Annotated in this window: 18 protein-coding genes and 3 pseudogenes; 13 read left to right on the forward strand and 8 right to left on the reverse strand. The window is 61.1% G+C overall.

From position 1 onward, the window contains the following. The first annotated feature begins 15 nt into the window (after positions 1–15). The 5 genes and pseudogenes from ACYJP6_RS17970 to ACYJP6_RS17990 all read left to right on the forward strand — a co-directional run bounded on the left by ACYJP6_RS17970 (position 16) and on the right by ACYJP6_RS17990 (position 5,032). Positions 16–1,107 (forward strand): alkene reductase, encoded by a 1,092-nt coding sequence (locus tag ACYJP6_RS17970; RefSeq protein WP_044340878.1) that lies wholly within the window; start codon positions 16–18, stop codon positions 1,105–1,107. Positions 1,108–1,166: 59 nt separating this feature from the next. Then, positions 1,167–1,959: pseudogene (locus ACYJP6_RS17975) on the forward strand (SDR family NAD(P)-dependent oxidoreductase). A gap of 99 nt (positions 1,960–2,058) precedes the next feature. Further along, positions 2,059–2,952, forward strand: a complete 894-nt coding sequence (locus ACYJP6_RS17980; protein ID WP_459476466.1) for an alpha/beta fold hydrolase — start codon at positions 2,059–2,061, stop codon at positions 2,950–2,952. A 51-nt stretch (positions 2,953–3,003) separates the two neighbouring features. After that, complete coding sequence (locus ACYJP6_RS17985) at positions 3,004–4,005, forward strand: NADP-dependent oxidoreductase (protein ID WP_044340880.1); 1,002 nt, start codon at positions 3,004–3,006, stop codon at positions 4,003–4,005. 184 nt (positions 4,006–4,189) lie between these two features. Beyond that, entirely contained in the window at positions 4,190–5,032 is an 843-nt protein-coding gene (locus ACYJP6_RS17990) for an SDR family NAD(P)-dependent oxidoreductase (RefSeq protein WP_052504082.1), read from the forward strand. Positions 5,033–5,176: 144 nt separating this feature from the next. On the opposite strand, the gene ACYJP6_RS17995 is transcribed toward ACYJP6_RS17990, so the two are convergent. After that, on the reverse strand, positions 5,177–7,174 hold the full coding sequence (locus ACYJP6_RS17995) for a sigma-54-dependent Fis family transcriptional regulator (protein WP_044340881.1): 1,998 nt from the start codon (positions 7,172–7,174) through the stop codon (positions 5,177–5,179). 182 nt (positions 7,175–7,356) lie between these two features. On the opposite strand from ACYJP6_RS17995, the gene ACYJP6_RS18000 reads away from it, so the two are divergent. From ACYJP6_RS18000 to ACYJP6_RS18010, 3 genes are read left to right on the forward strand one after another with little or no spacing between them, the layout of a single operon-like run. Then, positions 7,357–8,373 carry a Gfo/Idh/MocA family oxidoreductase gene (locus ACYJP6_RS18000; protein WP_459476469.1) on the forward strand — a complete coding sequence of 339 codons (1,017 nt, stop codon included), beginning with the start codon at positions 7,357–7,359 and terminating at the stop codon, positions 8,371–8,373. A 4-nt stretch (positions 8,374–8,377) separates the two neighbouring features. Continuing rightward, positions 8,378–9,166, forward strand: a complete 789-nt coding sequence (locus ACYJP6_RS18005) for a TIM barrel protein (RefSeq protein WP_044340883.1) — start codon at positions 8,378–8,380, stop codon at positions 9,164–9,166. A 46-nt stretch (positions 9,167–9,212) separates the two neighbouring features. Then, positions 9,213–10,139, forward strand: coding sequence for a sugar ABC transporter substrate-binding protein (locus ACYJP6_RS18010; protein WP_044340884.1), 927 nt, complete (start codon positions 9,213–9,215; stop codon positions 10,137–10,139). 185 nt (positions 10,140–10,324) lie between these two features. Here ACYJP6_RS18010 and ACYJP6_RS18015 read toward each other — a convergent pair whose 3' ends face one another. From ACYJP6_RS18015 to ACYJP6_RS18035, 5 genes are all read right to left on the reverse strand, one after another. Continuing rightward, positions 10,325–10,939 (reverse strand): TetR family transcriptional regulator, encoded by a 615-nt coding sequence (locus ACYJP6_RS18015; protein WP_044340885.1) that lies wholly within the window; start codon positions 10,937–10,939, stop codon positions 10,325–10,327. A 337-nt stretch (positions 10,940–11,276) separates the two neighbouring features. Continuing rightward, positions 11,277–12,563: a beta-ketoacyl-ACP synthase II gene (gene fabF / locus ACYJP6_RS18020; RefSeq protein ID WP_459476472.1), complete on the reverse strand. Its 1,287-nt coding sequence runs from the start codon at positions 12,561–12,563 to the stop codon at positions 11,277–11,279. A 65-nt stretch (positions 12,564–12,628) separates the two neighbouring features. Continuing rightward, the gene (locus tag ACYJP6_RS18025; protein ID WP_459476474.1) at positions 12,629–15,727 is read right to left on the reverse strand and encodes an efflux RND transporter permease subunit; all 3,099 of its coding nucleotides are present in this window, start codon (positions 15,725–15,727) and stop codon (positions 12,629–12,631) included. After that, positions 15,724–16,839 carry an efflux RND transporter periplasmic adaptor subunit gene (locus ACYJP6_RS18030; protein ID WP_044340888.1) on the reverse strand — a complete coding sequence of 372 codons (1,116 nt, stop codon included), beginning with the start codon at positions 16,837–16,839 and terminating at the stop codon, positions 15,724–15,726. Before ACYJP6_RS18030 ends, ACYJP6_RS18025 begins: the two co-directional genes overlap by 4 nt. Before the next feature lie 76 nt (positions 16,840–16,915). Continuing rightward, complete coding sequence (locus tag ACYJP6_RS18035) at positions 16,916–17,533, reverse strand: TetR/AcrR family transcriptional regulator (protein ID WP_459476477.1); 618 nt, start codon at positions 17,531–17,533, stop codon at positions 16,916–16,918. A 96-nt stretch (positions 17,534–17,629) separates the two neighbouring features. Here ACYJP6_RS18035 and ACYJP6_RS18040 point away from each other — a divergent pair, with 96 nt between their 5' ends. The 5 genes and pseudogenes from ACYJP6_RS18040 to ACYJP6_RS18060 all read left to right on the forward strand — a co-directional run bounded on the left by ACYJP6_RS18040 (position 17,630) and on the right by ACYJP6_RS18060 (position 20,299). Beyond that, entirely contained in the window at positions 17,630–19,084 is a 1,455-nt protein-coding gene (locus tag ACYJP6_RS18040) for an efflux transporter outer membrane subunit (RefSeq protein ID WP_459476479.1), read from the forward strand. A gap of 226 nt (positions 19,085–19,310) precedes the next feature. Next, positions 19,311–19,637: a carboxyltransferase domain-containing protein gene (locus ACYJP6_RS18045; RefSeq protein ID WP_459476481.1), complete on the forward strand. Its 327-nt coding sequence runs from the start codon at positions 19,311–19,313 to the stop codon at positions 19,635–19,637. Beyond that, positions 19,580–19,768, forward strand: coding sequence for a carboxyltransferase domain-containing protein (locus ACYJP6_RS18050; protein WP_459476870.1), 189 nt, complete (start codon positions 19,580–19,582; stop codon positions 19,766–19,768). The genes ACYJP6_RS18045 and ACYJP6_RS18050 overlap by 58 nt, the downstream gene beginning before the upstream one ends. Next, a pseudogene (locus ACYJP6_RS18055) lies at positions 19,765–19,899 on the forward strand (biotin-dependent carboxyltransferase family protein); the annotation flags it as partial. The gene ACYJP6_RS18050 and the pseudogene ACYJP6_RS18055, both read left to right, overlap by 4 nt. A 4-nt stretch (positions 19,900–19,903) precedes the next feature. Continuing rightward, positions 19,904–20,299 (forward strand): hypothetical protein, encoded by a 396-nt coding sequence (locus ACYJP6_RS18060; protein WP_459476872.1) that lies wholly within the window; start codon positions 19,904–19,906, stop codon positions 20,297–20,299. 100 nt (positions 20,300–20,399) lie between these two features. Here the strand turns inward: ACYJP6_RS18060 and ACYJP6_RS18065 are convergent, their stop codons facing one another. Continuing rightward, positions 20,400–21,263, reverse strand: a complete 864-nt coding sequence (locus tag ACYJP6_RS18065) for a methyl-accepting chemotaxis protein (RefSeq protein WP_459476874.1) — start codon at positions 21,261–21,263, stop codon at positions 20,400–20,402. Next, positions 21,258–22,040, reverse strand: a pseudogene (locus ACYJP6_RS18070) (MCP four helix bundle domain-containing protein); the annotation flags it as partial. The pseudogene ACYJP6_RS18070 and the gene ACYJP6_RS18065, both read right to left, overlap by 6 nt. Positions 22,041–22,066 lie beyond the last annotated feature (26 nt).

Raw genomic sequence — 22,066 nt, forward strand, 5'->3', positions numbered from 1 at the left:
CAGAGAGGAATTGCTATGACCGACCAGATCCTGTTTCAGCGCTACACCCTAGGTTCAATAGAACTTTCAAACCGGGTCGTGATGGCGCCCCTTACTCGCAACAGAGCCGGCACGGACCTGGTGCCTAGTGAGCATGCAGCTCTCTACTACAGTCAGCGGGCTACGGCAGGTCTGCTGATCACCGAGGCTACTCAGGTATCAGCGCAAGCCCAGGGCTATCAAGACACGCCTGGTCTTTACACGCAGCAGCAGATCGAAGGCTGGCGAAAAGTGACCGACGCAGTACACGCCAAAGGGGGACGCATCTTTGTCCAGCTGTGGCATGTTGGACGCATCTCACATGTGGATCTCCATCCTCAAGGTGCTAGCCCCGTTGCACCTTCAGCCATTCGCGCCAAGACGCAGACGTTCGTGAACAATGGGTTTGCCGACGTCTCGCAACCTAGGGCGCTTGAGACAGCGGAGCTTCCTGGCATTGTTGAAGATTTTCGCCAGGCGGCTGCCAACGCGATCAGCGCAGGCTTCGATGGAGTGGAAATCCACGGCGCCAATGGCTATCTGCTGGATCAGTTCATCAGGGACGGCGCGAACGCCCGTAACGATGCCTATGGCGGCACCGTTGAGAACCGTGCTCGCCTGCTGCTGGACGTCACAGAAGCAGTAGCAAAGGAGATAGGCGCTGGTCGCACAGGTGTTCGTATCTCCCCGGTCTCGCCGGTCAATGACATGAGCTGCAGTGATCCTCAACCCCAATTTGACTACATCGCTGAACAGCTCAGTGCGCTGGACATCGCCTATCTGCACGTAGTGGAGGGCGCAACCGGCGGACCTCGCGACAGCGCGTCATTCGACTATGAGGCGTTGCGCAGCCGCTTCAAGAACACCTATCTCGCCAATAACGGCTATGACTACGAGCTGGCCAGCGCGCAAATCGCCCAAGGCAAGGCGGACTTAATCGCCTTCGGCCGGCCTTTCATCAGCAATCCAGACTTGGTAGAGCGACTGCAGAACAATGCACCTCTGACGCCACTCGACCCCACAACGCTCTATGGCGGCGGATCCAAGGGTTACACCGACTACGCCACTCTCGCTGAAGCGAGCGCCTGAGCACGACACACCTCGCAGAGATCCGCGCTCAAATTTCTTAACACTCCGAGTAGATAACCATGACCTCTTCCACCGTTCTTATTACAGGCGCGTCGATCGGCATCGGTGCCGTCTATGCAAACCGCTTTGCTCGCCGCGGGCACGACCTAGTGCTCGTCGCTCGAGACCATGAGCGTCTGGATGCCCTGGCAGCTCGGCTCACCGCCGAAACAGACAGCAAGGTCGACATCATCCAGGCAGACCTCACGCGCGCTGCAGATCTGGCTGAAGTCGAAAAGCGTCTACGTGAAGACGCAACTATCGAGATTCTGATCAACAACGCTGGCGCTGCTCTGTCTGGTCAACGAACAGTCAACCGAGGACATAACGCGCCTGATCACGTTAAACGTCACCGCATTAACCGTGCTTGCACACGCCATCGCACCGCGGCTCGCGGCCGCGGGCCAAGGGGCTATCGTCAATGTCGGATCAGTGGTCGGCCTAGCGCCTGAGTTTGGTATGTCCGTCTACGGCGCAACGAAGGCCTTCGTTCTGTTTTTGTCCCAAGGGCTCAGCCTCGAGCTCGCGCCTAAAGGCGTTTACGTGCAGGCGCTGCTTCCCGCCGGCACACGTACCGAGATATGGGGCCGTGCGGGCATTGATATCAACACACTGCCCCATCTTATGGACGTCGAACAACTCGTCGACGCGGGGTTGGCAGGCTACGATCGGAGGGAACTGGTCACGATACCGGCGTTGCATGACGCCGCTCACTGGACGGCACTGGATGTCGCCCGGCAGCTGCTTGTGGGCGACATCCGTCAGGCGCATGTTGCCAACCGCTATCTGGCGGAACCGGATTCAGTCGTCTGAGTACGAGAAGATAGCGTGTTTACTCGCAGACCGATCAGGGGCTTCTTTCTGATCGGTTTCCGCTACCGCATTTGCCGGATGCCGACCCGGGAGGCCTTGATGACTTCAAGACCGATAGCTACAGAACAACACCCTACTACTGCGCCGTCCTACAAAACTGTCCAGACCCAATCGGCCCAAGTGGACGGGACCGCGTTTGCTTATCGTGACCTGGGACCACGTGAAGGCATTCCGCTGATCCTGCTGAACCACTGGGGTGCGGTCCTCGACAACTTCGATCCGCGCATTATCGAAGGCCTAGCTTCCTCGCGCAGAGTCATCGCCATCGACTATCGAGGAATTGGAGCTTCAGGCGGAGTCGCCCCTATCACGGTTGCTGAAATGGCCAGAGACCTGATCGCCTTCATTCGAACCCTCGATCTGGGACAGGTGGATCTGCTCGGCTTTTCGCTCGGCGGCTTTGTTGCCCAAAGTGTCGCGCTCCAAGCGCCCTGCCTGGTCCGGCGTCTCATCCTGACCGGCACAGGGCCGGCGGGAGGAGAAGGAATTGGCCAGGTAGGAAGGGTCTCCTGGCCCCTTATCCTCAAAGGAATGCTGACGCGGCGCGACCCCAAATATTATCTATTCTTCACCTCATCCAGCACCGGCCGACAAGCCGCACAGGACTTCCTCGATCGCTTGAATGAGCGGACGACCAACCGCGACAAGGAACCGACATTGCGAGCCTTTTTCAGGCAGCTGAGAGCGATTAGGGCGTGGGGGCGGCAAGCGCCACAGGATCTTCGAAACCTAAAGATTCCCGTACTGATCGCCAATGGCGATAACGACATCATGGTACCAACGGAAAACAGTCGGGATCTCGCTAGACGCTTCCCTGACTCTACGCTAGTCATTTACAGCGACGCTGGCCATGGAGGTATTTTTCAATATCACTTTGAATTTACTAGGACAGCTCTAGACTTCCTTGAAAAGCCGGCGGCGGATTTTTACTAAGAGAGGCAACGGCAATCTCCTTCTCACTCAAAACGCAGAGAACATTTCATAATGAAAGCCTTCATCATAGATCGCTATGAAAAGAAAACATCAGGCCGCATTGGTGAGACAGCTCTGCCGGAGCTGCAGAACGACGAAGTACTTATTCAAATTCATGCTACCAGCGTAAACGTGCTAGACGTCAAAATTAAACGTGGCGAGTTCAAGCTGATACTTCCCTATCAATTGCCGTTGGTTTTAGGGAACGACGTCGCCGGGACCATTTTGAAGGTGGGCGCTCAGGTGACTGCTTTCAAGGCTGGAGATGAAGTGTTTGCTAGGCCCGACGATGATCGAATTGGCACCTTTGCGGAAGCCATAGCGATCAAGGCGTCTTCGGTAGCACTCAAGCCATCCAACCTCAACATGATCGAGGCTGCAGCCCTACCGCTTGTAGCATTGACCGCTTGGCAAGTTTTGGTTGAGACAGCGAAGCTAAAACCAGGCCAGAAGGTTCTGATACAAGCAGGCTCCGGTGGGGTAGGAAGTATCGCCATCCAGCTGGCCAAGCACTTAGGTGCTTTCGTTGCGACTACTACCAGCACTCCAAACATTGAGTGGGTGAGAGCGCTAGGCGCGGACGTCGTTATCGATTACAAACGACAAAACTTTGCAGACGAGCTTCGCGACTACGACGTCGTGCTGAATAGCCTGGGCAGTGAAGAGTTGAAAGAGTCCTTGCAAGTCCTGAAGCCTGGTGGGCAACTGATCTCTATATCTGGCCCTCCTACTCCAGCGTTTGCAGACGCTCGCAAATTGGCCTGGCCGCTCAAGCAGATTCTACGTCTGCTTAGCCGAGATATTCGAAGGAAAGCCAAGCTCCAAGGAGTCGACTACACCTTCCTCTTCATGCGTGCAGACGGCGAGCAGCTTGAGAAGCTTGCAGCCATTGTTGAAAGCGGCGCGATTCGACCTGTAATCGACAGAGTGTTCTCGCTGGAGGAAACAGGTGAAGCATTAGCGTACGTAGAGAGCGGACGTGCCAAAGGCAAAGTAGGAATAAGGGTTGTTTAGTTAGTACCAATTAAGCTTAGACGTAACGAAGCCTCCAACCGATGCTAGCTTTCTATCCAACTAAGATTGAAAAACATTCACCCCTTATCAATGAGGAGTTCACTTACCGCCCAAGTACTATCCAAATGCGCCCAGAGGGCCCGACCAAGGCGGGGCTAAACTACGTACTTATCCGAGATAATCTATGGCTTCTGCTCGCCTCGTAGCCCTAGTTACCGATGTTTCGTCAAAAATTGGGGCGGCGATAGCTAATCGCCTCGCGATTTCCGGCTACACGGTATATGGCGGCTGTATTGAAAGTGGCGAAGCTGCGTATGCTACATTCGAGAGACTGGATCTCGACATCACCGACGAAGACTCGGTGGAAAACGCGATCACCGAATTGATCAAGCTTGAAGCACGTATCGACCTACTGGTTAATACCGCCGAATTGAAGCTAATGCCGGCAGGTGCTGAAGAAAGCTCTATCGAGCAGGCCAAGGCACTGTTCGACATAAACTTCTTCAGCATGGTTAGAATGATCCGTGCAGTCGTCCCAGTCATGCGGACTCAGCGTTACGGGCGTATCGTCAACCTCGGCCCCGCCTTGTCAGGAGTACCGCTCCCTTACTTCGTCAATTATTCTGCTAGTAAGTATGCCGTTAAGGGCTACTCCCATGCTCTCGATCACGAATTGCGCAGTCACGGCATCAGGGTTTCGGTAGTTGAGCCAGGCTTCATCAAGACCCTTCTAGACGACTCCTGTGTGGAGCCCGACTTCAGGCTACTAGCATACGAACATGTCGAATCCATTCTTGCAAACCGGTTGCACCCAGCTCTGCAGCACGCCGATGCCCCCGATGTTGTTGCCAGGGCTGTAGTTAGGGCCGCCACCTCCAAGCGACCTAAGCTTCGCTATACGGCTGGGAGCACTTCTGGTCGTTTGAGCTTGCTACGTGCTCTTAACTCGGAAGCGCATGTCAGGACCGACGGCGAAGAGTGTTTACGACAGGTATCGGGTGGTCGCTCTTTGGATCGGCTTCACTAGGGTGACCGATAGTGCTTCCATAGCTCTCCCTCTGTCCTTCAGTCGCGCGCGGGGCAGGTAGGTAAGGGTGGAGCCCAGAAGCAGGAGTTGCAGCGGACGGTAGATTTGCATCGAGAAGAGTTGATTATGAGCTCTCGATTTGACCTAAGCCTCCCCTCGTCCACGGAATTCTCCAGGCTGGAGCCCATAACGCGCCAGCTTGACGTACAACCCGGCGCGCGAGATACCTAGACGTGCAGCAGTCTGTCTTAGGTTTCCACCTGTCTGTTCTAGTGTCGCGCGGATGAGGTCGCGCTGGCCTAGATCCAATGGCGTCAGGCGGCCGCCTTCCGTTATCTTTGATGCGGCCGCAATCGGAGCGAGCAGTTCGGGCGGCAAGTCCGCCGATTGGATGTGCATGCCCTGGGCCAGGTTCATTGCTCGCTCTATGACGTTCTCCAGCTCCCGCACGTTGCCGGGCCAGCCGTGCGCAATCAGCAGCGCTAGAGCTTCATCCGCGATAGCCAGCGGCGGCCGCTCCAGGGTCCGGCCGATGCTCTGAAGCAGGGTCGCTACAAGCAGCGGGATGTCTTCGCGGCGCTCGCGCAGCGGCGGGACTCGCAGAGTGAGAACGTTGAGACGATAGAACACGTCCTCGCGAAAGCTGCCATTCACCACCGCCTGGGCTAGGTCTCGATGGGTCGCAGCGATGACCCGGACGTCCACCGCCTGGGCCTTCTTGGCACCGACCCGGGTCACTTCGCCTTCTTGGAGCACGCGTAGCAGGCTCACCTGGGCCTCCAGGGGCATGTCGCCGATCTCATCAAGGAACAGGGTCCCACCATCAGCTAGCTCGAACTTGCCCGCCGAACCGCCGCGGGCGGCGCCAGTGAAGGCTCCCTCGACGTAGCCGAACAGCTCGCTCTGCACCAGGTCGCGGGGGATGGCGCCGCAATTCACCGCGACGAAGGGCCCATGTCGCCGAGCGCTAGCGTTGTGGATAGCCTGGGCGAACAGCTCCTTGCCTACCCCGCTTTCCCCCAGCACCAGCACCGTGGCTTCGCTGCGGCTTGCCGCCTGCGCGAGGCGCAGGCTGCCCTGCAAGGCTGGCGAACGCCCTTGAATATCGGCAAAACTATAGCGCGCTCGGGTGCCCAGCAGTTGGCGGGTGATCTCACGGATGCGGCGGTTCTCTCGCAGCGATAGCACCCAGCCGCCCTGGGCGATGGGCGCGGCGGAGGCCAGGCACGGTAAACCGCTGCCATCTGGTAGCAACAAGGTGAGGTCGCGGTCCTGGCGCTCCCAACGACAATCCAGCCAAAGGTCGAGGTCAGTGTCCTTGGTGATGAAGCTGGCGAAGGGCTGCCCCCGCTGTGGATCATCAAGCTGCAGCAGGCGGCGCGCATAGCCGTTCAGGCTACGGATGCAGCGGTCGTCGTCGAGCAGGATGACGCCTTCATTAAGGACCTCCAGCACCCGCTGCTGCTCGTCCAGCAGTGCGGTGAGCGCCAGCTGGCGGGAGATCGCATCGGCTGCAGCCTGGACCGTGCCCAGAGTATGGCAGTGAAAGTTGCCCACCGCCGCGGTGAGGGTTAGGGCGCCGATCAGCCTTCCCTGGGTGTCGCGGACCGGCGCCGAAGCGCAGTGCATCCGCCGCTCGCGCAGCTCGCGCTTGAAATTCTCGCACGCTAGGACGAATACCAGCCGCTGCTCGCGCAGGGCCAGTCCGGTGCAGTTGGTGCCCTGCACCGACTCCAACAGACGACTGCCTAGTGGCGTGAGATCCAGCCCACAGGCGGCAAGGGTTACGCCCTCGGCATCCGCCAGGTTGAGGTGCCCATTCGGGTTGTAGCGCAACAGCTCGGCCATCACCGGCGCGGCGATATCCAGCAGCTCGCGCTGCGACTGTAGCCGGCGCGTCAGCTCCTGCGACCCGACGAACTCGTAGTGGAATTCTTCCGCGACGATGCCCGCCGCGCGGCTGCGCAGCCAGGACGCCCGTATCACCGGCCGTACCGGGGCCAATTCAGTGGCCCCTGCCACACAGGCCGTCCAGGCGGCATCTAGCTCGCGCTGGACACCTTCGGCGACCGAAGGCCGCCGCAGCTCGCTGACGAATTGCAATTCCAGCGTCAGCTCGCTTGGGGCGACCTGCTCCTGCATGTTCGGCTCCTCGTCCATTCTTTGGACATGCCCAACTGGACATGTCTTTTTTATAGACATAAATCCAGACTGGCAAGTCCGTCAGCCCGCAGCGTGGCTGTCTTTCCTGCCCTGGCATGGCGGTTGCTCTCTACCTTTCGGGCTTATCGCCCACGCCTATAACAACCACAAGAGAACGCCTCATGCCCCAGACGAAGCCCCCCCTTTCCCTCGGCCTCATCGGTACCGGTCGCATGGGTACCTTCCATGCCAACGCCCTCGCCCGCCACCTGCATGGCGCGCGGCTGGTCGCTCTGGCCGATCCGGCGCCTGGCGCTGCTGCCAGGCTTGGCGAGATCCTGGACGTCACCCACATCCACACCGACCCCCAGGCGTTGATCGAGGATCCCGCCGTTGAGGCCGTTGTCATCGTCGCTCCTGCCCGCAGCCATGCCGAGCTAGTGGTGTCCGCTGCCCGGGCCGGCAAGCCGGTGTTCTGCGAGAAACCCATGGCCGTGACCCTGGAAGAGGCCGATCGTGCCATCGCTGCCTGTGCTGAAGCAGGCGTTGCCCTGCAAGTGGGTTTCAATCGGCGCTTCGCCACCAGCTTCCGAACCGCTCGCGAGCTGATCACCCAGGGACGCATCGGCACGCCTCAGCTGCTGCGCTCGCTCACCCGCGATCCAGGGCTGCACAACCCGGCGGCGGTGAAGCCCTGGACCATCTTCCTGGAAACCCTGATCCACGATTTCGACACCCTCAATTTCTTCAACCCGGGCGCCCGGGCGACCCAGGTGTACGCGGTGGCCGACGCCTTAGTGCGTCCCGACTTCCGCGACCAGGGGCTGGTGGATACCGCCGTAGTGACCGTTCGCTACGACAATGGCGCTATCGCCACCGCCGAGGCGAACTTTCAGGCGGTATATGGCTACGACGTCCGCGGCGAGGTCTTTGGCAGCGCAGGCATGCTGACCGCCGGCGACGCCCGTACCAGCGAGTTGGTCTGCTACGGCGCCGAGGGCATCAGCCAGACCACGCAGCGCTCCGACGCCGAGCTACTGCGTGAGGCCTATCTGGCCGAACTGCGTGCCTTCGTCGACGCAGTGCGCCAGGGTACGCCGGTGCCGGTAGGAGGCACCGATGCCCGGGCCGCGTTGGCCATCGCCCTGGCCGCCATCGAGTCGGTGAAAACCGGTCAACCGGTCGCCGTCGCGGAGTGATGCCATGACCTCATCCCCCTTCATCCTGGCGGTCAGCGCCGAAATGGTCTTTCTCGATCTGCCCTTCGTCGAGCGCGTCCGCCGCCTAAACGCCTTGGGCTTCGCTGTGGAGATCTGGGACTGGACCCGACACGACATCGATGCGCTGGCCGCCACCGGCGCGCGCTTCACCTCCATGACCGGCTACGTCTCCGGCGATCTGGTCAGCACCGAGGGCCGCGCGGCTCTGCTCGCCAGCGCTCGGGAGTCCCTGGCCGTGGCCGAGCGCCTCGGCTGTCCCTCGCTCAACCTGCACGGCACCGGCCTGGACAGTCGAGGCCTGCCAGTCAATCCCCTGACGGCGGTGAGCGGCGGCCAATGGCTGGTAGCCGCTGCCACCCTGGACGACATCGCGCGTCTGGGCGCGAGCGCCGGCAAGGTCTTTTTGCTGGAAAACCTTAACACGGCCGTGGATCACCCCGGCGTTCCCTTCGCCCGTGCCGAAGACACTCTGGCCCTGATCGAGGCCGTTGCCAGCCCATACCTGCGGCTTAACCTGGACCTCTACCATGCGCAGATCGGCGAGGGAAATTTGATCGAGCTGATTCGTCGTGCAGGGCCGGCCATAGGCGAGATTCAGGTAGCCGATGTCCCCGGACGCTGCGAGCCAGGGACCGGCGAAATCCACTACCCGGCGATCGCCCGAGCACTCGCCACCCTCGGCTATCGCGGTGTGGTCGGCCTCGAAGGCTGGGCCTCGGAAGGTGATACCGAGCGCGCCCTGGAACGTTTCCGAACGGCCTTCTCGCTGTAGTCCCGGCTCGCCACTGCAACATCAATAACAACAAGAGGAAACCGCCATGATCCTTCGCAAATTACTCTGCGCTACCTTTGCCTTCGCTCTGATGCCTTTCGCCCTGGCCGATTACCGCATTGGCGTCAGCATTGCCAAGGTCGACGATAACTTCATGACCTATGTGCGTCGTAATCTGGAAGAGGCCGGTAAGGCCGAAAAGATCAGCATGCAATTCGAAGACGCCCAGGGCGACGTCGTGCGCCAACTGAATCAGGTGCAGAGCTTTCTAGCCCAGAACGTGGATGCGGTGATCGTGCTACCGGTGGATACCGCGGCCACCGTCAACATCACCCGCGCTGCCACCACCGCCAAAATCCCACTGGTCTACGTGAACCGGCGCCCGGACGATCCCAAGCTGCCTGCCGGGGTGGTCGCCGTGGCCTCGGATGACCTGCAAGCCGGGCAGCTGCAGGGACAGTTCATCGCCAAGCAACTGAACGGCAAGGGCAATATCGCCCTGATCATGGGCGAGCTGACCCAGAACGCCACCCATGGCCGCTCCGAAGGTCTCAAGGAAGCGCTCAAGGCCTATCCTGACATCAAGGTGATCGCCCAGCAGAACGCGGACTGGGACCGCAGCAAGGGCATGGACCTCACCAGCAACTGGCTGACCGCCGGCACCCATTTCGATGCCATCGTCGCCAACAACGACGAGATGGCCATCGGCGCCGCCATGGCGCTGCAACAGGCCGGCATGGGCATGGGTAAGGTTCCGGTGGTAGGGGTGGACGGGCTGCCCGACGGCCAGGCGGCGATCAAGCGCGGACTGCTGGCGGCATCGGTATTCCAGGATCCGCGGGGCCAGGCAATGCAGGCGGTGCAATCTGCGCTCAAGATGATCCGCAAGGAACCGGTCCAGGCGGATGTCTGGGTACCCTATGAACTGATCACGGCCGATAACTTGGCGACCTACGCAGCACGCTTCAAATAACGAGTCGAGGCACGCCAGCCTAAACCTGGTAGCGTCCCGGAGGTGTACGGGGCGCTGCCAGAACCGTGGGATCGCACTGCAAGAACGCCCCTCGAAGACCGGAGACGAGCCCCTGTCGCATCACAACACCTCGTCTAGCGCTGGAAAGATGTCAGTACCCGATTCGTACAACCGCTGGCCCCTTGTCATGGCCAGTCTTTTACCAGCGACCTGAAGTAAAGGGTGAAGATCAGTCGTACATCCATGAGCGGTGCGAAGATGTCCTGGTCACGCAGGATGCCTGCCAGCGTGCCGGAAAAGAGGCTATGCAACTGCAGGCTAGCATCTCTCGGTGTCACGCCGGCCTGCAGGCGCTGCCGTTGGCCGTCGAAGAGGCGCTCGACGAGCGCCACGAATTCGCGAGTCAAGGCATTCTCACGTTGCTCGACTTCGTACAGTTCCTGGGTGAACTCGCAACGGTGCATAACGATGGTCATGACACGCCGTTCCCGTCCCGGCTGTACGAATTTTTCCATGCACTCCACGCACAGCTCGTACAGCCTTATCAGGCAGTCGTCCTCCCCATCCGCACTCAACTGCTGGGTGAATTCATCGAGTGGAATACGGATGCGATTGAGCATCTGATGAATCAGCTGCGCCTTGTCCGCGAAATGCCAGTACACCGCTCCTCGAGTGACTCCACACTGTCTGGCGATCATTTCGAGGCTGGTGCGTGATACACCATTGTCGAGAAACAACGCCTCGGCTGCATCCAAGATGGTCTGCCGGGTTTGCTCAGCGTCTTCCTTCGTACGGCGCATTAGGTATCTCGCTCCAGAGGCGTCTATCTCGGCAGTCTACCGTTTGGCCTGCCCTTTACAAACATTCGCGCATGTATGCGTCCATAGGCTACCCCTTCGGTATCTTCACAGGATGCGTGCTCGTCAGCGCTAGGACCTGCTCAGATGCCATCGGCCTAGTTAGGGCAGCCGTTGAAGAAAAACAGGAAGAGAGCCATCTCTTCCTGGTGGACTCAATTTCTAACTGAAGACGACGCAGGGAAACGCCGCTCCTACCGCTACGCGAGTCCAAAAAAAACTAGCGCAACGCTGCAGGCCTCAGCGGCCGCGCTGCGCGTGCTGCCGAATTCAGCAGCGATCAGGCCCCTGTCCAACGCTTGAACAGCACGCTGGCGTTCACCCCGCCGAAACCGAAGCCGTTGGATAGGGCATATTCGATCGGCAACTGCCGGGCCTGCAAGGCGACGAGGTTCAGACCCTCGGCGGCCGGATCAGGGTGGTGGAGGTTCAAGGTCGGCGGCACCACCTGATCGCGCAGGGCGAGCACGGTGAAGATCGCCTCGATGCCACCCGCGGCACCCAGCAGGTGGCCGGTGCTCGACTTGGTCGAGGTGATGGCCACCGGAGCGTGATCACCGAAGACCGCCCGGATGGCCGCCAGCTCGCCCTTGTCGCCCACCTGGGTGGAGGTGGCATGGGCATTGATGTGCTGCACCTCGGTCGCGTTGATCCCGGCCTGGCGCAAGGCCTGCGCCATGGCACGGCGGGCGCCGCTGCCGTCTTCCGGGCCGGCGGTGAGGTGATAGGCATCGGCACTGGTGCCGTAGCCCACCAGCTCGGCCAACGGCTGGGCGCCGCGTGCCAACGCGTATTCCAGGGTCTCGATCACCAACAGCCCGGCCCCTTCGGCCATGACGAAGCCGTCGCGATCGCTGTCGAACGGCCGAGAAGCTTCCTGCGGTCGGTCATTGAAGCCGGTGGACAACGCCCGGGCGACGGCGAAGCTGCCGAGGCTGACGCGGTTGATGGCTGCCTCGGCGCCACCACAGAGGGCGATATCGGCTTCGCCGCTACGGATCAGCCGGGCGGCATCGCCGATGGCCTGGACACCGGCGGCGCAGGCGGTAATGGGCGCCCCCAGCGGACCACGGAAACCGTACTGGATGGAGACGTTACCCGCCGCCATGTTGGCGAGGAACGAGGGCGCGGTGAACGGCGAGAGCCGGCGTGGGCCGCGGGCATCGGTGGTCCGCACTGCCTCGGCGATTGCGCCGAAACCGCCGACCCCGGAGGCGATGATGGTCGCCGTCCGCTCCCGTTGCGCCTCGCTGGTCGGCTGCCAGCCGGCCTGATCGAGCGCTTCCTTGGCCGCCACCAGGGCAAACTCGATGAAGCGATCCATCTTCTTCAGGTCCTTGGCGGCGATGGCCACCAGGGGGTCGTAGCCCGCTTCCGGATCTTCCGCGCTGTCAGGAACCTGACCGGCGATGAGACTGCCCACCCCGTCGCTGACCTCGGCCGGCAACAGGCTCAGTCCAGAGCGACCAGCCAGCAGCCGCGCCCAAACGGCCTCCGTACCGCATCCCAGCGGACTGACGGTACCTACGCCGGTGACCACGATGCGTGTTCTGTCGTTGCCTTGCATTGCATTACCTCTTCTCTCGATGGACGAGGCGCCCCCGGGCGACCTCGCGTCTTGCCCGCGCCCGCTCAGGAATCCCCGGCCAGCGCGGCTGGCACGGCGTCCTGGTGGGCGGGCGGCTTGATGCGAAACCAGATGGCGTACATGGCCGGCAGGAACACCAGGGTGAGCATGGTGCCCGCGACGGTGCCGCCGATGAGGGTGTAGGCCAGGGTGCCCCAGAACACCGAATGGGTAAGCGGAATGAAGGCCAGCACCGCCGCCAGCGCCGTGAGGATCACCGGGCGCGCTCGCTGGACGGTGGCCTCGACCACCGCCTGGAAGGGCGGCAGGCCGTCCTGTTCGTTCTGATGGATCTGGCCGATGAGGATCAGGGTGTTGCGCATCAGGATGCCGGATAGCGCGATCAGCCCGACCAAGGCGTTGATGCCGAAGGGTTGCTGGAACAGGATCAGCGTAGGTACGACCCCGATCAGCCCCAACGGGCTGGTCATGAAGACCATGATCATCGCGGCCATCGAGCGCACCTGCAGGATGATGATGAGCAGCGTCAACGCGATCATCAGGGGGAAGATCGGCAGCATCGCCTCCATCGCCTTGCCCGATTCCTCGATGGCGCCCGCCTGCACGATCCGATAGCCAGCCGGCAAGCGGTCGATGATCGGCTGTAGTTGCTTGAGCACGGCAGTGGAAACGTCCGGCGGTTGCAGGTCTTCGGCGATGTCGCCGCGCACGGTGATGGTCGGCACCCGATCGCGCCGCCGCATGATGGGCTCTTCCATCTGCACCTCCACGTCGCCGACTTGCGCCAGCGGAATGCGCTGGCCCTGAGCGCCGACCAGGGTGAGATCGCCCAGACGCGCCGGATCGAGGCGCACGTCGCCCGCCGCGCGGGCAATCACCTGGACGGTGCGGATATCTTCGCGGACCGCCGTCACCGGCACGCCACTGAGCAGGAATTGCAGCTGCTGCGCCACGGAGCTCGAGCTCAGGCCTATCGCCTGCAGGCGATCCTGCTGCAGCTTGAAGCGCAGCACCGGCGTACGGGTGCCCCAGTCGGTGTTGACCGTGCGCATCATCGGACTGGCACGCATCACCTGCTCCACCTCGCCCGCGATCCGGCGCAGCACCTGGGGATCGGGACCGCTGACCCGGTAGGCGACCGGGAACGGCGAATAGGGACCGAACACCAGTTGGGTGACCCGCAGTCGTGCCTCGGGCGCAAGTCCAGCGGCGATGGCCTCGCGCAGGCGCAGCTTGAGCGCTTCGCGGGCCTCTGGGTTGTCGGTGCGGATGATGATCTTGGCGAAGGACGGATCCGGCAGTTCCGGGCTCATCGCGAGGAAAAAGCGCGGCGCGCCCTGCCCGATGTACGAGGTCACGATTCGGGCATCGTCCTGCTGGGCGAGCCAGGCCTCGACCTTGGTCGTCGCCCGCTCGGTCTCGGTGATCGAGGTGCCATAGGGCATCTGCACCTCCACCATCACCTCGGGACGATCGGAGATGGGGAAGAACTGCTTCTTGACGACAGCCATACCTAGTATGGCGCCGACGAACAGCGCTATTACGAGAATCGCGACCAACCACTTGCGCGCGATCACCTGGCCGAGCACTCGGCGAAAGCGGTTGTAGCGTGGCGTGTCGTAGAGGGCGGTGTGGCCGCCTTCGACGGTCTTGGTTTCCGGCAGAAGCTTGACGCCCAGGTAGGGCGTGAACACCACCGCCACGACCCAGGAGGTGATCAGCGCGATGCCGACGATCCAGAACATGTTGCTGGTGTATTCGCCTGCGGTTGAGCGGGCGAAGCCATTGGGCATAAAGCCCACGGCCGTCACCAGGGTGCCGGCCAGCATAGGGGCGGCGGTATGGCTCCAGGCATAGGCCGACGCCTTGACCCGGCCATAGCCCTCCTCCATCTTCACCACCATCATCTCGATGGCGATGATGGCATCGTCCACCAGCAGACCCAGGGCCAGGATCAACGAGCCGAGGGTAATGCGATCAAAATTCTTGCCCGTGGCGGCCATGATCAGGAAGACAGCGGCCAGCGTCAGCGGCACCGCCGCGGCTACGACGATGCCCACCCGCCAGCCCATGCTGACGAAACACACCACCATGACCACCAGCAGCGCAACGAAAAACTTGACCATGAACTCATCGACCGACGAGGCGATGTTGACCGCCTGATCGGTCACCTTGGTCAGACTCATGCCCAAAGGCATCTCAGCGTTTATGGCGCCGACTTCGCTTTCGAGTGACTTGCCGAGATCCAGGCCATTCCAGCCGTCGCGCATGACGATGCCAAGCAACAGGGCTGGCTCGCCGCCGCTGCGGATGACGAAGGTCGCGGGGTCTTCATAGCCACGCTTGACCGTCGCGATGTCCGTCAACTTGAAGGTGCGGCCTTTGACGATCACCGGGGTATCGCGAATGGCATCGAGCTGATCGAAAGCCCCATCCAAGCGGACAAACACCTCGGGGCCGCGGGTTTCGATGGAACCCGCGGAGGTCAGGACATTTTGCGCATTGAGCGCGGCGAAGATGTCCTGGGGCGAGACGCCCAGGGTCGCCAGGCGATCATGGGAAAATTCCACATAGATACGCTCGCTCTGCTCCCCCAGAATGTTGACCTTCTTGACCCCCGGTACATGCAGCAGGCGCTGGCGCAGCGTCTCTGCCTCGCGCGCCAGCAGCCGCTGCGGCTCGCCCCGGGCCTTGAGCGCGAAGAGCGCGAAGGTGACATCGGCGTATTCATCGTTGACCATTGGCCCGATGACTCCGGCAGGCAAGGTCTTGGCTTCGTCACTGATCTTCTTGCGCGCCTGGTAGAACTCCTCCGGTACATCGGCCGGCGGCGTGCTGTCGAGCAGCGTCAAGGTGGTAAAGGCCAAACCCGGACGGGTATAGGTTTCCGAGCGGTCGTACCAGCGCAATTCCTGCAAGCGCTTCTCCAGCTTCTCGGCAACCTGATCCTGCATTTCCTGCGCCGTTGCACCTGGCCAAGCCGTAATGATGGTCATGACCTTAACCGTAAAGGCCGGGTCTTCCGCCCGGCCCAACTTGAAGAAGGCCAGCACCCCACCAATCGAAATCAGCAGGATCAGAAACAGGGTGATGGAGCGCTCGCGGACGGCCAGCGCCGACAGATTAAATCGGCTGTCGCTCACGGCTGCTTTCCTTCAAGGGCACTGTTGGCATCTGTGGCCAACCGGATCGGTTGGCCTTCATGGAGCAGATGAACGCCGAGGGCCACGACCCTGTCACCCTGCTGCAGCGGCCCGTCTACCAGAGCGGTGTCATCCGACACCTGACGAACCTGCACGGGTACCCAAGCAACCTGTTCGGGCGAGCCCTGGATACGCCAGACCCCCGCGCCCTTGCCCTCGTCGTACAGGGCGCCCAATGGCACCTTCAAGGCGTTCGCCCGCTGCACAGTGTCTTCTGGGATGCGCAGTGTCACCGTTGTGCCCAGGGGAGCACTGGCCAGCGCCCCTTCGAGGACATAGCGCGCCTCAAAGGTACGCGTCTCGCGATCGGTGCTATCCGATAACTGCCGCAGCCGTGCCGGTCCCGGCTGTTGAGCACCACCTAAACGGCTGGCTTGTGCCAGTGAGCCAAGCGCCGGACGCAAGGTTTCCGGTAGCTGGACGACGACCTCGCGGGCGCCCGCGCGGGCCAGGCGCACCACGATCTGCCCTGCTGCTACGACCTGCCCGGGCTCGGCTAAGGTGTCGACCACGGTGCCATCCGCATCGGCAACCAAGACGGCATAACGGCTGGCATTGAGCGCTACTTCGGCCTGGGCTTCGGCGGCCTTGAGCTGGGCCCTGGCCGTATCCGCAGTGGCCTTGATCTGATCGTAGCCGGAGACCGAAATTGCCCCTGTGCCTCGCAGGTCGCGATAGCGAGACTCATCGTCTGCCGCTTGCCGAGCCCGCGCCTGGGCAGCTGCCACGGCTTCGCGCTGAGCCTGCAGGGCCAGCTGCAGATCGATGGGATCGAGTTTCAGCAGCGGCTGCCCGCGCTTGACGGTTTCCCCGATGTCCACCAGCCGTTCAGCGACCTTGCCTGTCACGCGAAAGCCGAGATCGCTCTGGATCCTCGCGGCGACGATACCGGTAAAGGTACGACTAGCGCTCTCGGCGGGCTCCGCCACTGCAGCTCGCACCAAAGGCGCCTGCGTACGGGGGTCTTCTTGGGAAGGGGCGTTGCAGCCGGCAAAGGACAGCGGAAGGACTGTAGCCACCACAGCAGTGGAGAGCAGACGGCGCGCGAACATGGAAGCTCCGAGAGGATGCCAGCAAAGCGCGCAATGTGATACGAGTGACCTTTTTAGTCAATAGTCACGAATCGATTTAGGGGGCGAGGCTCCGCAGCACCAGGTTGGCCAACTCGGCAGGAGCGACGTCAAAATGCTCAAAGCTGTACTGGAGCATCAGTGGATTCAGATAGGGTCGCAACACGAGATAAGTCGCCAGTGTCACGTCGTCGATGGGCGTCTTGCGCTCGAACTGTCCCTCCCAGCGGCCCTGCACCAGGATCTCCTTGAGAAGCTCCTGCACACGTGCTTCGTAGCTGATCGTGGCAGGCCAGCGACCCGTCGCCGCAGAGATGGCAATTTCATATAGTTTCCGATCATCTGAAAACAACTGAAGCGTTGCAGTCGGAAGGCTCTGGAAAAGCCTTCTTAGCTTCTCTGGAGGTTTAGTGGTCGAGGCAACCGCTGCCCTGGCCTCAGCCTCAATTTTCTGGAGGCAATCCGCACAAATAGCTTCGCCGATCGCCTGCTTCGAATCGAAGAATTTGTAAATGTAAGCCTTGGAAAACCCGATGCTTTTGGCGAGTTCGGACACGGTGGTTTTCTCGTACCCGTAGAGGCTGAAGTGCTCTTTCGCTGCCACCATGATCTGGTGACGGACGTCGTGCTCGGCCGGTCCACGGGACAGGCCAGATGAAACGGATTCGGTAGTCATGGGATAGGCGTTCCGGCAGTTGCAAAAGGAAACGGAAGGTGACCAATATACACATTAGTCACACTAACCGTTAGGCGTTGCTCAGGATAAAAGCCCATGCGTTCCAGACTCCAGATTATTCTGCTCACCAGCGCTACCCTGATGAGCGGCTGCGCAGTAGGACCCGACTACCAGGCCCCTGTAGTCGCATTACCTGCAGCTTTTCAGCAGAAGCCGGTGGGGGCGCCCCAAGCCGATCAGTCCCTTGCTGGCTGGTGGGACCGTTTCAACGATCCACTCTTGAGTCGCCTAGTGGAACAGGCCCTTGCGCAAAATCTCGATCTGGCCCAGGTTAACGCACGCATTACTCAGGCTCGCGCCGGTGTTACGGCGGCCAAAGCCGCGCTATTGCCAGTAGGCGATCTTGATGGCCAGGCCGGTCGCGCCTATCAGTCTCTGGAAACCCCGCTTGGACGAGTGCTTAATTCATCGCCCGGCTACGACAGGAGTGGTTCATCTTATGAAGCCAATCTCGGTTCAAGCTGGGAGTTAGACGTGTTTGGCGGGCTGCGGCGAGGCCGTGAGGCCGCCCAGGCCGACTACCAGGCTTCCTTGGCCGGCGCGAGTGCCGTGCGCCTAGCCGTGGCTGCCCAGACAGCCGATCTTTACCTCGATATCCGCGGTCTGCAGACTCGCCTGGCGATCGCTCGGCGTCAGGTCGATATCCAGCGGGGACTGCTGTCGATGGTCACGCTATTGAATGGCAAGGGATTGGCAACCGACAGAGAGCGTAACCAAACCGCTGGTGGGCTAGCTGAGGTTCAGGCGACGATACCGGCTCTGCAATACGCTCTAGAACAGGGGCTGAACGCCCTCGACGTCATGTTGGCCAAGCCGCCTGGCACCTATCGAGCTGAGCTGGCAGCGGTAGCACCTATTCCCACGGCGCCTCGTATTGAAACAGCTGGCAGTCCCACCAACCTGCTCCGCCGGCGTCCCGATTTGATTGCAGCCGAGCGGCAACTGGCTGCCGCAAATGCACGGATAGGCGTAGCGGTTGCCGAGTATTACCCCAAGTTGTCCCTGAACGCGTTGATCGGCAGCGCGACCACAATCTCCGGCAGTAACTTGTTCAGCCACGATGCCAATCAGGCCCTGGGCGCTCTGGGCGTACGTTGGCGACTATTCGACTTCGGTCGCATTGATGCTCAGATCCAGGCGGCCAAGGGCCGCGATGCGGAACTGCTGGCGGCTTACCGGCTGGCGGTGTTGCGTGCTACCGAGGACGTTGAAAACGCCCTCACAGCCCAACTCCGCCGAGAAGAGCAGGCAGCATTGCTTGCCTCTGGTGAAGCCTCCCTAGCTCAGGCTCGCCAGGCGTCATCGCTTGCCTACCAAAAAGGTGTAGTGCCCCTGATTGAGGTCCTGCAGGCCGACGAGCGTTTGTTGCGGACCGCAGACGCACGTGCTCAGGCGCAAACCTCTGCTGCGCAAGCGACGATCGCGACGTTTAAGGCGCTGGGGGGTGGATGGCGTTCGAATGCAGCCGCTCAGCTTGTGACGAAGAAGTAGGTCAACGCGAGCAAAAACCTTTGTCTCATCTAATTCAACGCGTGAAATCGAGCGAGACCTCGGTGTTTCCAGAGCTTTAGATTCTGGCTCTACATTTCCTTTGCCCTTCTATCGCGCGTGGGGGGCGGTGGATAGAAGGGAAAACCTAGACTGAGGGGATGCAGGGGGTGGTGGACGCGAGCGGTATGTGCAGGGGTGACATAGTTATCGTACCGGCTGATTGGTCTTGCATTTCAGCAGCCGCGCGTACGTCAAGGCTAGATCTCTCGCCTGGGTCCCGAGCACCGTTGCGATAGGAAATAGAGCCGCCGCGGCCGCGGACTGCGGACTCTCTGAAGAGGAGCTCATCGCGCTGCATGGCGCCGAGGTCACGGTGCTGATGCTCGGCTTCGCATCTGGACATCCCTACCTTGGCCATTATGACGAGCGCTTGGCCCTGCCACGCCGCCGCATGCCCCGTACCCAGGTACCCAGGTACCGGCCGGCAGCCTGGGCCTGGCCAATCGGCAGAGCGTCATCTATCCCAAGACGCTCCCGGGCGGCTGGTCGCTGATTGGCCGTACGCTTTGGCGTCTGTTCGATCCGCAGGCAGAACAGGCCTGTCGGCTGCGCGCCGGCGATCGAATTCGCTGCGTGCCGATTGATGCGGCCACCTTTGCCGGCCTGCAGGAGGTACGGCCATGACCCTGGAAGTCTTGACCCCAGGCCTGGCCACCACCTTCCAGGACCTCGGCCGTCATGGCTACCAGCATTGGGGCGTGCCGGTGGGCGGACCAATGGATGAGGTATCCCACCGCCTGGCCAACGCCCTGCTCGGCAATGCCGCCGGACGCGCCGGTGCTCGAGATCACCCTGCTCGGGCCAACGCTGCATTGCCATGGTCGCTGGCGTCGTGCCCTGACCGGTGCGGACCTGGGCGCGTCGCTGAGTGGCCAGCCTTGGCCACCCGGCGAGACGCGGACCTTGCGAGAGGGCGACCAGCTAAGCTTCGGTCGCCGTCGCAGCGGCGCCCGCGCCTATCTAGCCGTAGCCGACGGCTTCCGCCTGAAACAGGTGCTGGGCAGTCGCACCACCAACCTACGCGCCGGCTTCGGTGGAAGGCATGTCTGCCGGCTGGAGAAAGTGCCGGTTTCCGAAAATGCTGCAAAACTTTGGGAATACCCAAGCCGAAATCAGCCAATGACAGCAATCGACCCAAAGCAGCCGTTGCCGTAGGGCAGCAAACGGCCAGAACGCGCACTTAAAAAAAGCGCTCAGTCCAGAGCGCTTAACGTTGAGATACAGCTGAACGATTGACGATAGCTAAAGGAGGCCGTCAGTAACGGAACTGCGCCACCAAACCCTGGAAAGAAATAGCGAGACGCGAAAGCTCTTGGCTAGAGGCAGCTGTCTGCTGGGCGCCAGTGGCTGTCTGGGTGGCCAGATCCTGGATGTTCACCAGATTGCGATCCACTTCTCTTGCGACCTGGGCTTGCTCCTCGGCCGCGCTCGCAATGACCAAATTACGCTCTTCGATTTCGACTACACCGACGGCGATCCGATCCAAGGCTTCGCCCGCTTGGTGCGCACGCTGTTGAGTGTCGTCTGCCAAGGCTTTGCTTTTATGCATTGCATTGACCGCATCCTCCGCGCTGGTTCTGACGGTGTTCATCATGCGCTCGATCTCACCGGTTGATCCTTGCGTCCGATGTGCCAGCGCCCGGACTTCATCAGCTACCACAGCGAACCCCCGCCCTTGCTCGCCGGCCCGTGCGGCTTCGATCGCCGCGTTGAGCGCCAACAGGTTCGTCTGTTCTGCGATACCGCGGATCACATCCAACACCTGGCCGATTTCGCGTATCTGAACTTCAAGCGTTTGCACCTTTTGAGTAGAGTCGCTGATCTCGCCAGCCATTTCGGTCATGGACTGCGCCGCCTGTTGTACTTGGTGACGTCCATTCTGAGTTTCGCGACTCGTCTGCTGCGATGCGCCAGAGGTGGTAGCGGCATTGCGTGCCACCTCTTCAACGGCTGCGGTCATCTCGTTGACGGCAGTAGCGGCCTGCTGCACTTCGCTATGCTGACGAAGCTGACCATTTGCCGTCTCTTCGGTAACTGCATGAAGCTCCTCAGCTGCCGCGGCCAGTTGTGTTGCCGCGCTATCCATCTGCTGGACAGTACTCTTCAGGCTGCTTTGCATGGAACCCAATGCCTGAAGCAGTTGGCCAGCTTCATCGGAACGACTGCTGAGGACGGGGTGAGTCAGGTCGCCCTTGGCGACGCGTTCGGCGCTGGCGACGGCCTCGCGGATCGGAGCGACGATGAGACGTGTAATGACAATGCCCAGTGCTACCGCGCAGAGTACGGCAAGCGCCAAGCCGCCACCCAGCAGCCAAAACGCCCCTTGATAGGCGCTGATCGCGGCGGCGCCTGCTTCGCGGCCTTGGCGTTGATTGGATTCGACCATGATTTTGAACGACGCCATGGTCTTCCGATAGCTGGGCTGGGCTTGTTCGTCGATCACACGAGACGCCCCGGCAACATCATTTGCTCTAAGCAGGCCTAAGGCTGCGTCCACACCTGCCAAGTAACCTTTCCAGTCCTGCTCGAACGCATCACCTGCCGCTTTTTCATCGCCCTCCAGTGGCGTTGCGCGATACGCAGAAAATGGCTTTTCCACCTCGCCCTGATTACCACGCAGGGACGTCGTTACGCGGTCACGTTCCTCCTGAGAGGCGCCGCTGTAGGTCATCGACATCAAGCGAAAAAGGTCCCGGTTGTGAGCGATAACGTTGCTCTTGGCGTCGTTGAGCTGGGTGATGGACCGAAGGTTATTGTTGAGGACCGAGTCCAGCAGGGAATTAAGTGTCACGATCCCCTTCATGCCCACGGCACCAATGCCAAGAGTAATCAGGGTGCAGAGGCCGAAAGCGATGGCGAGTTTTTTCGCTAGCGCAAGGTTGTTGAACCAGACCATGGGATGTCCTGCTTGAGTGGCTACGA

The organism is Pseudomonas sp. No.117 (genome assembly GCF_054558395.1).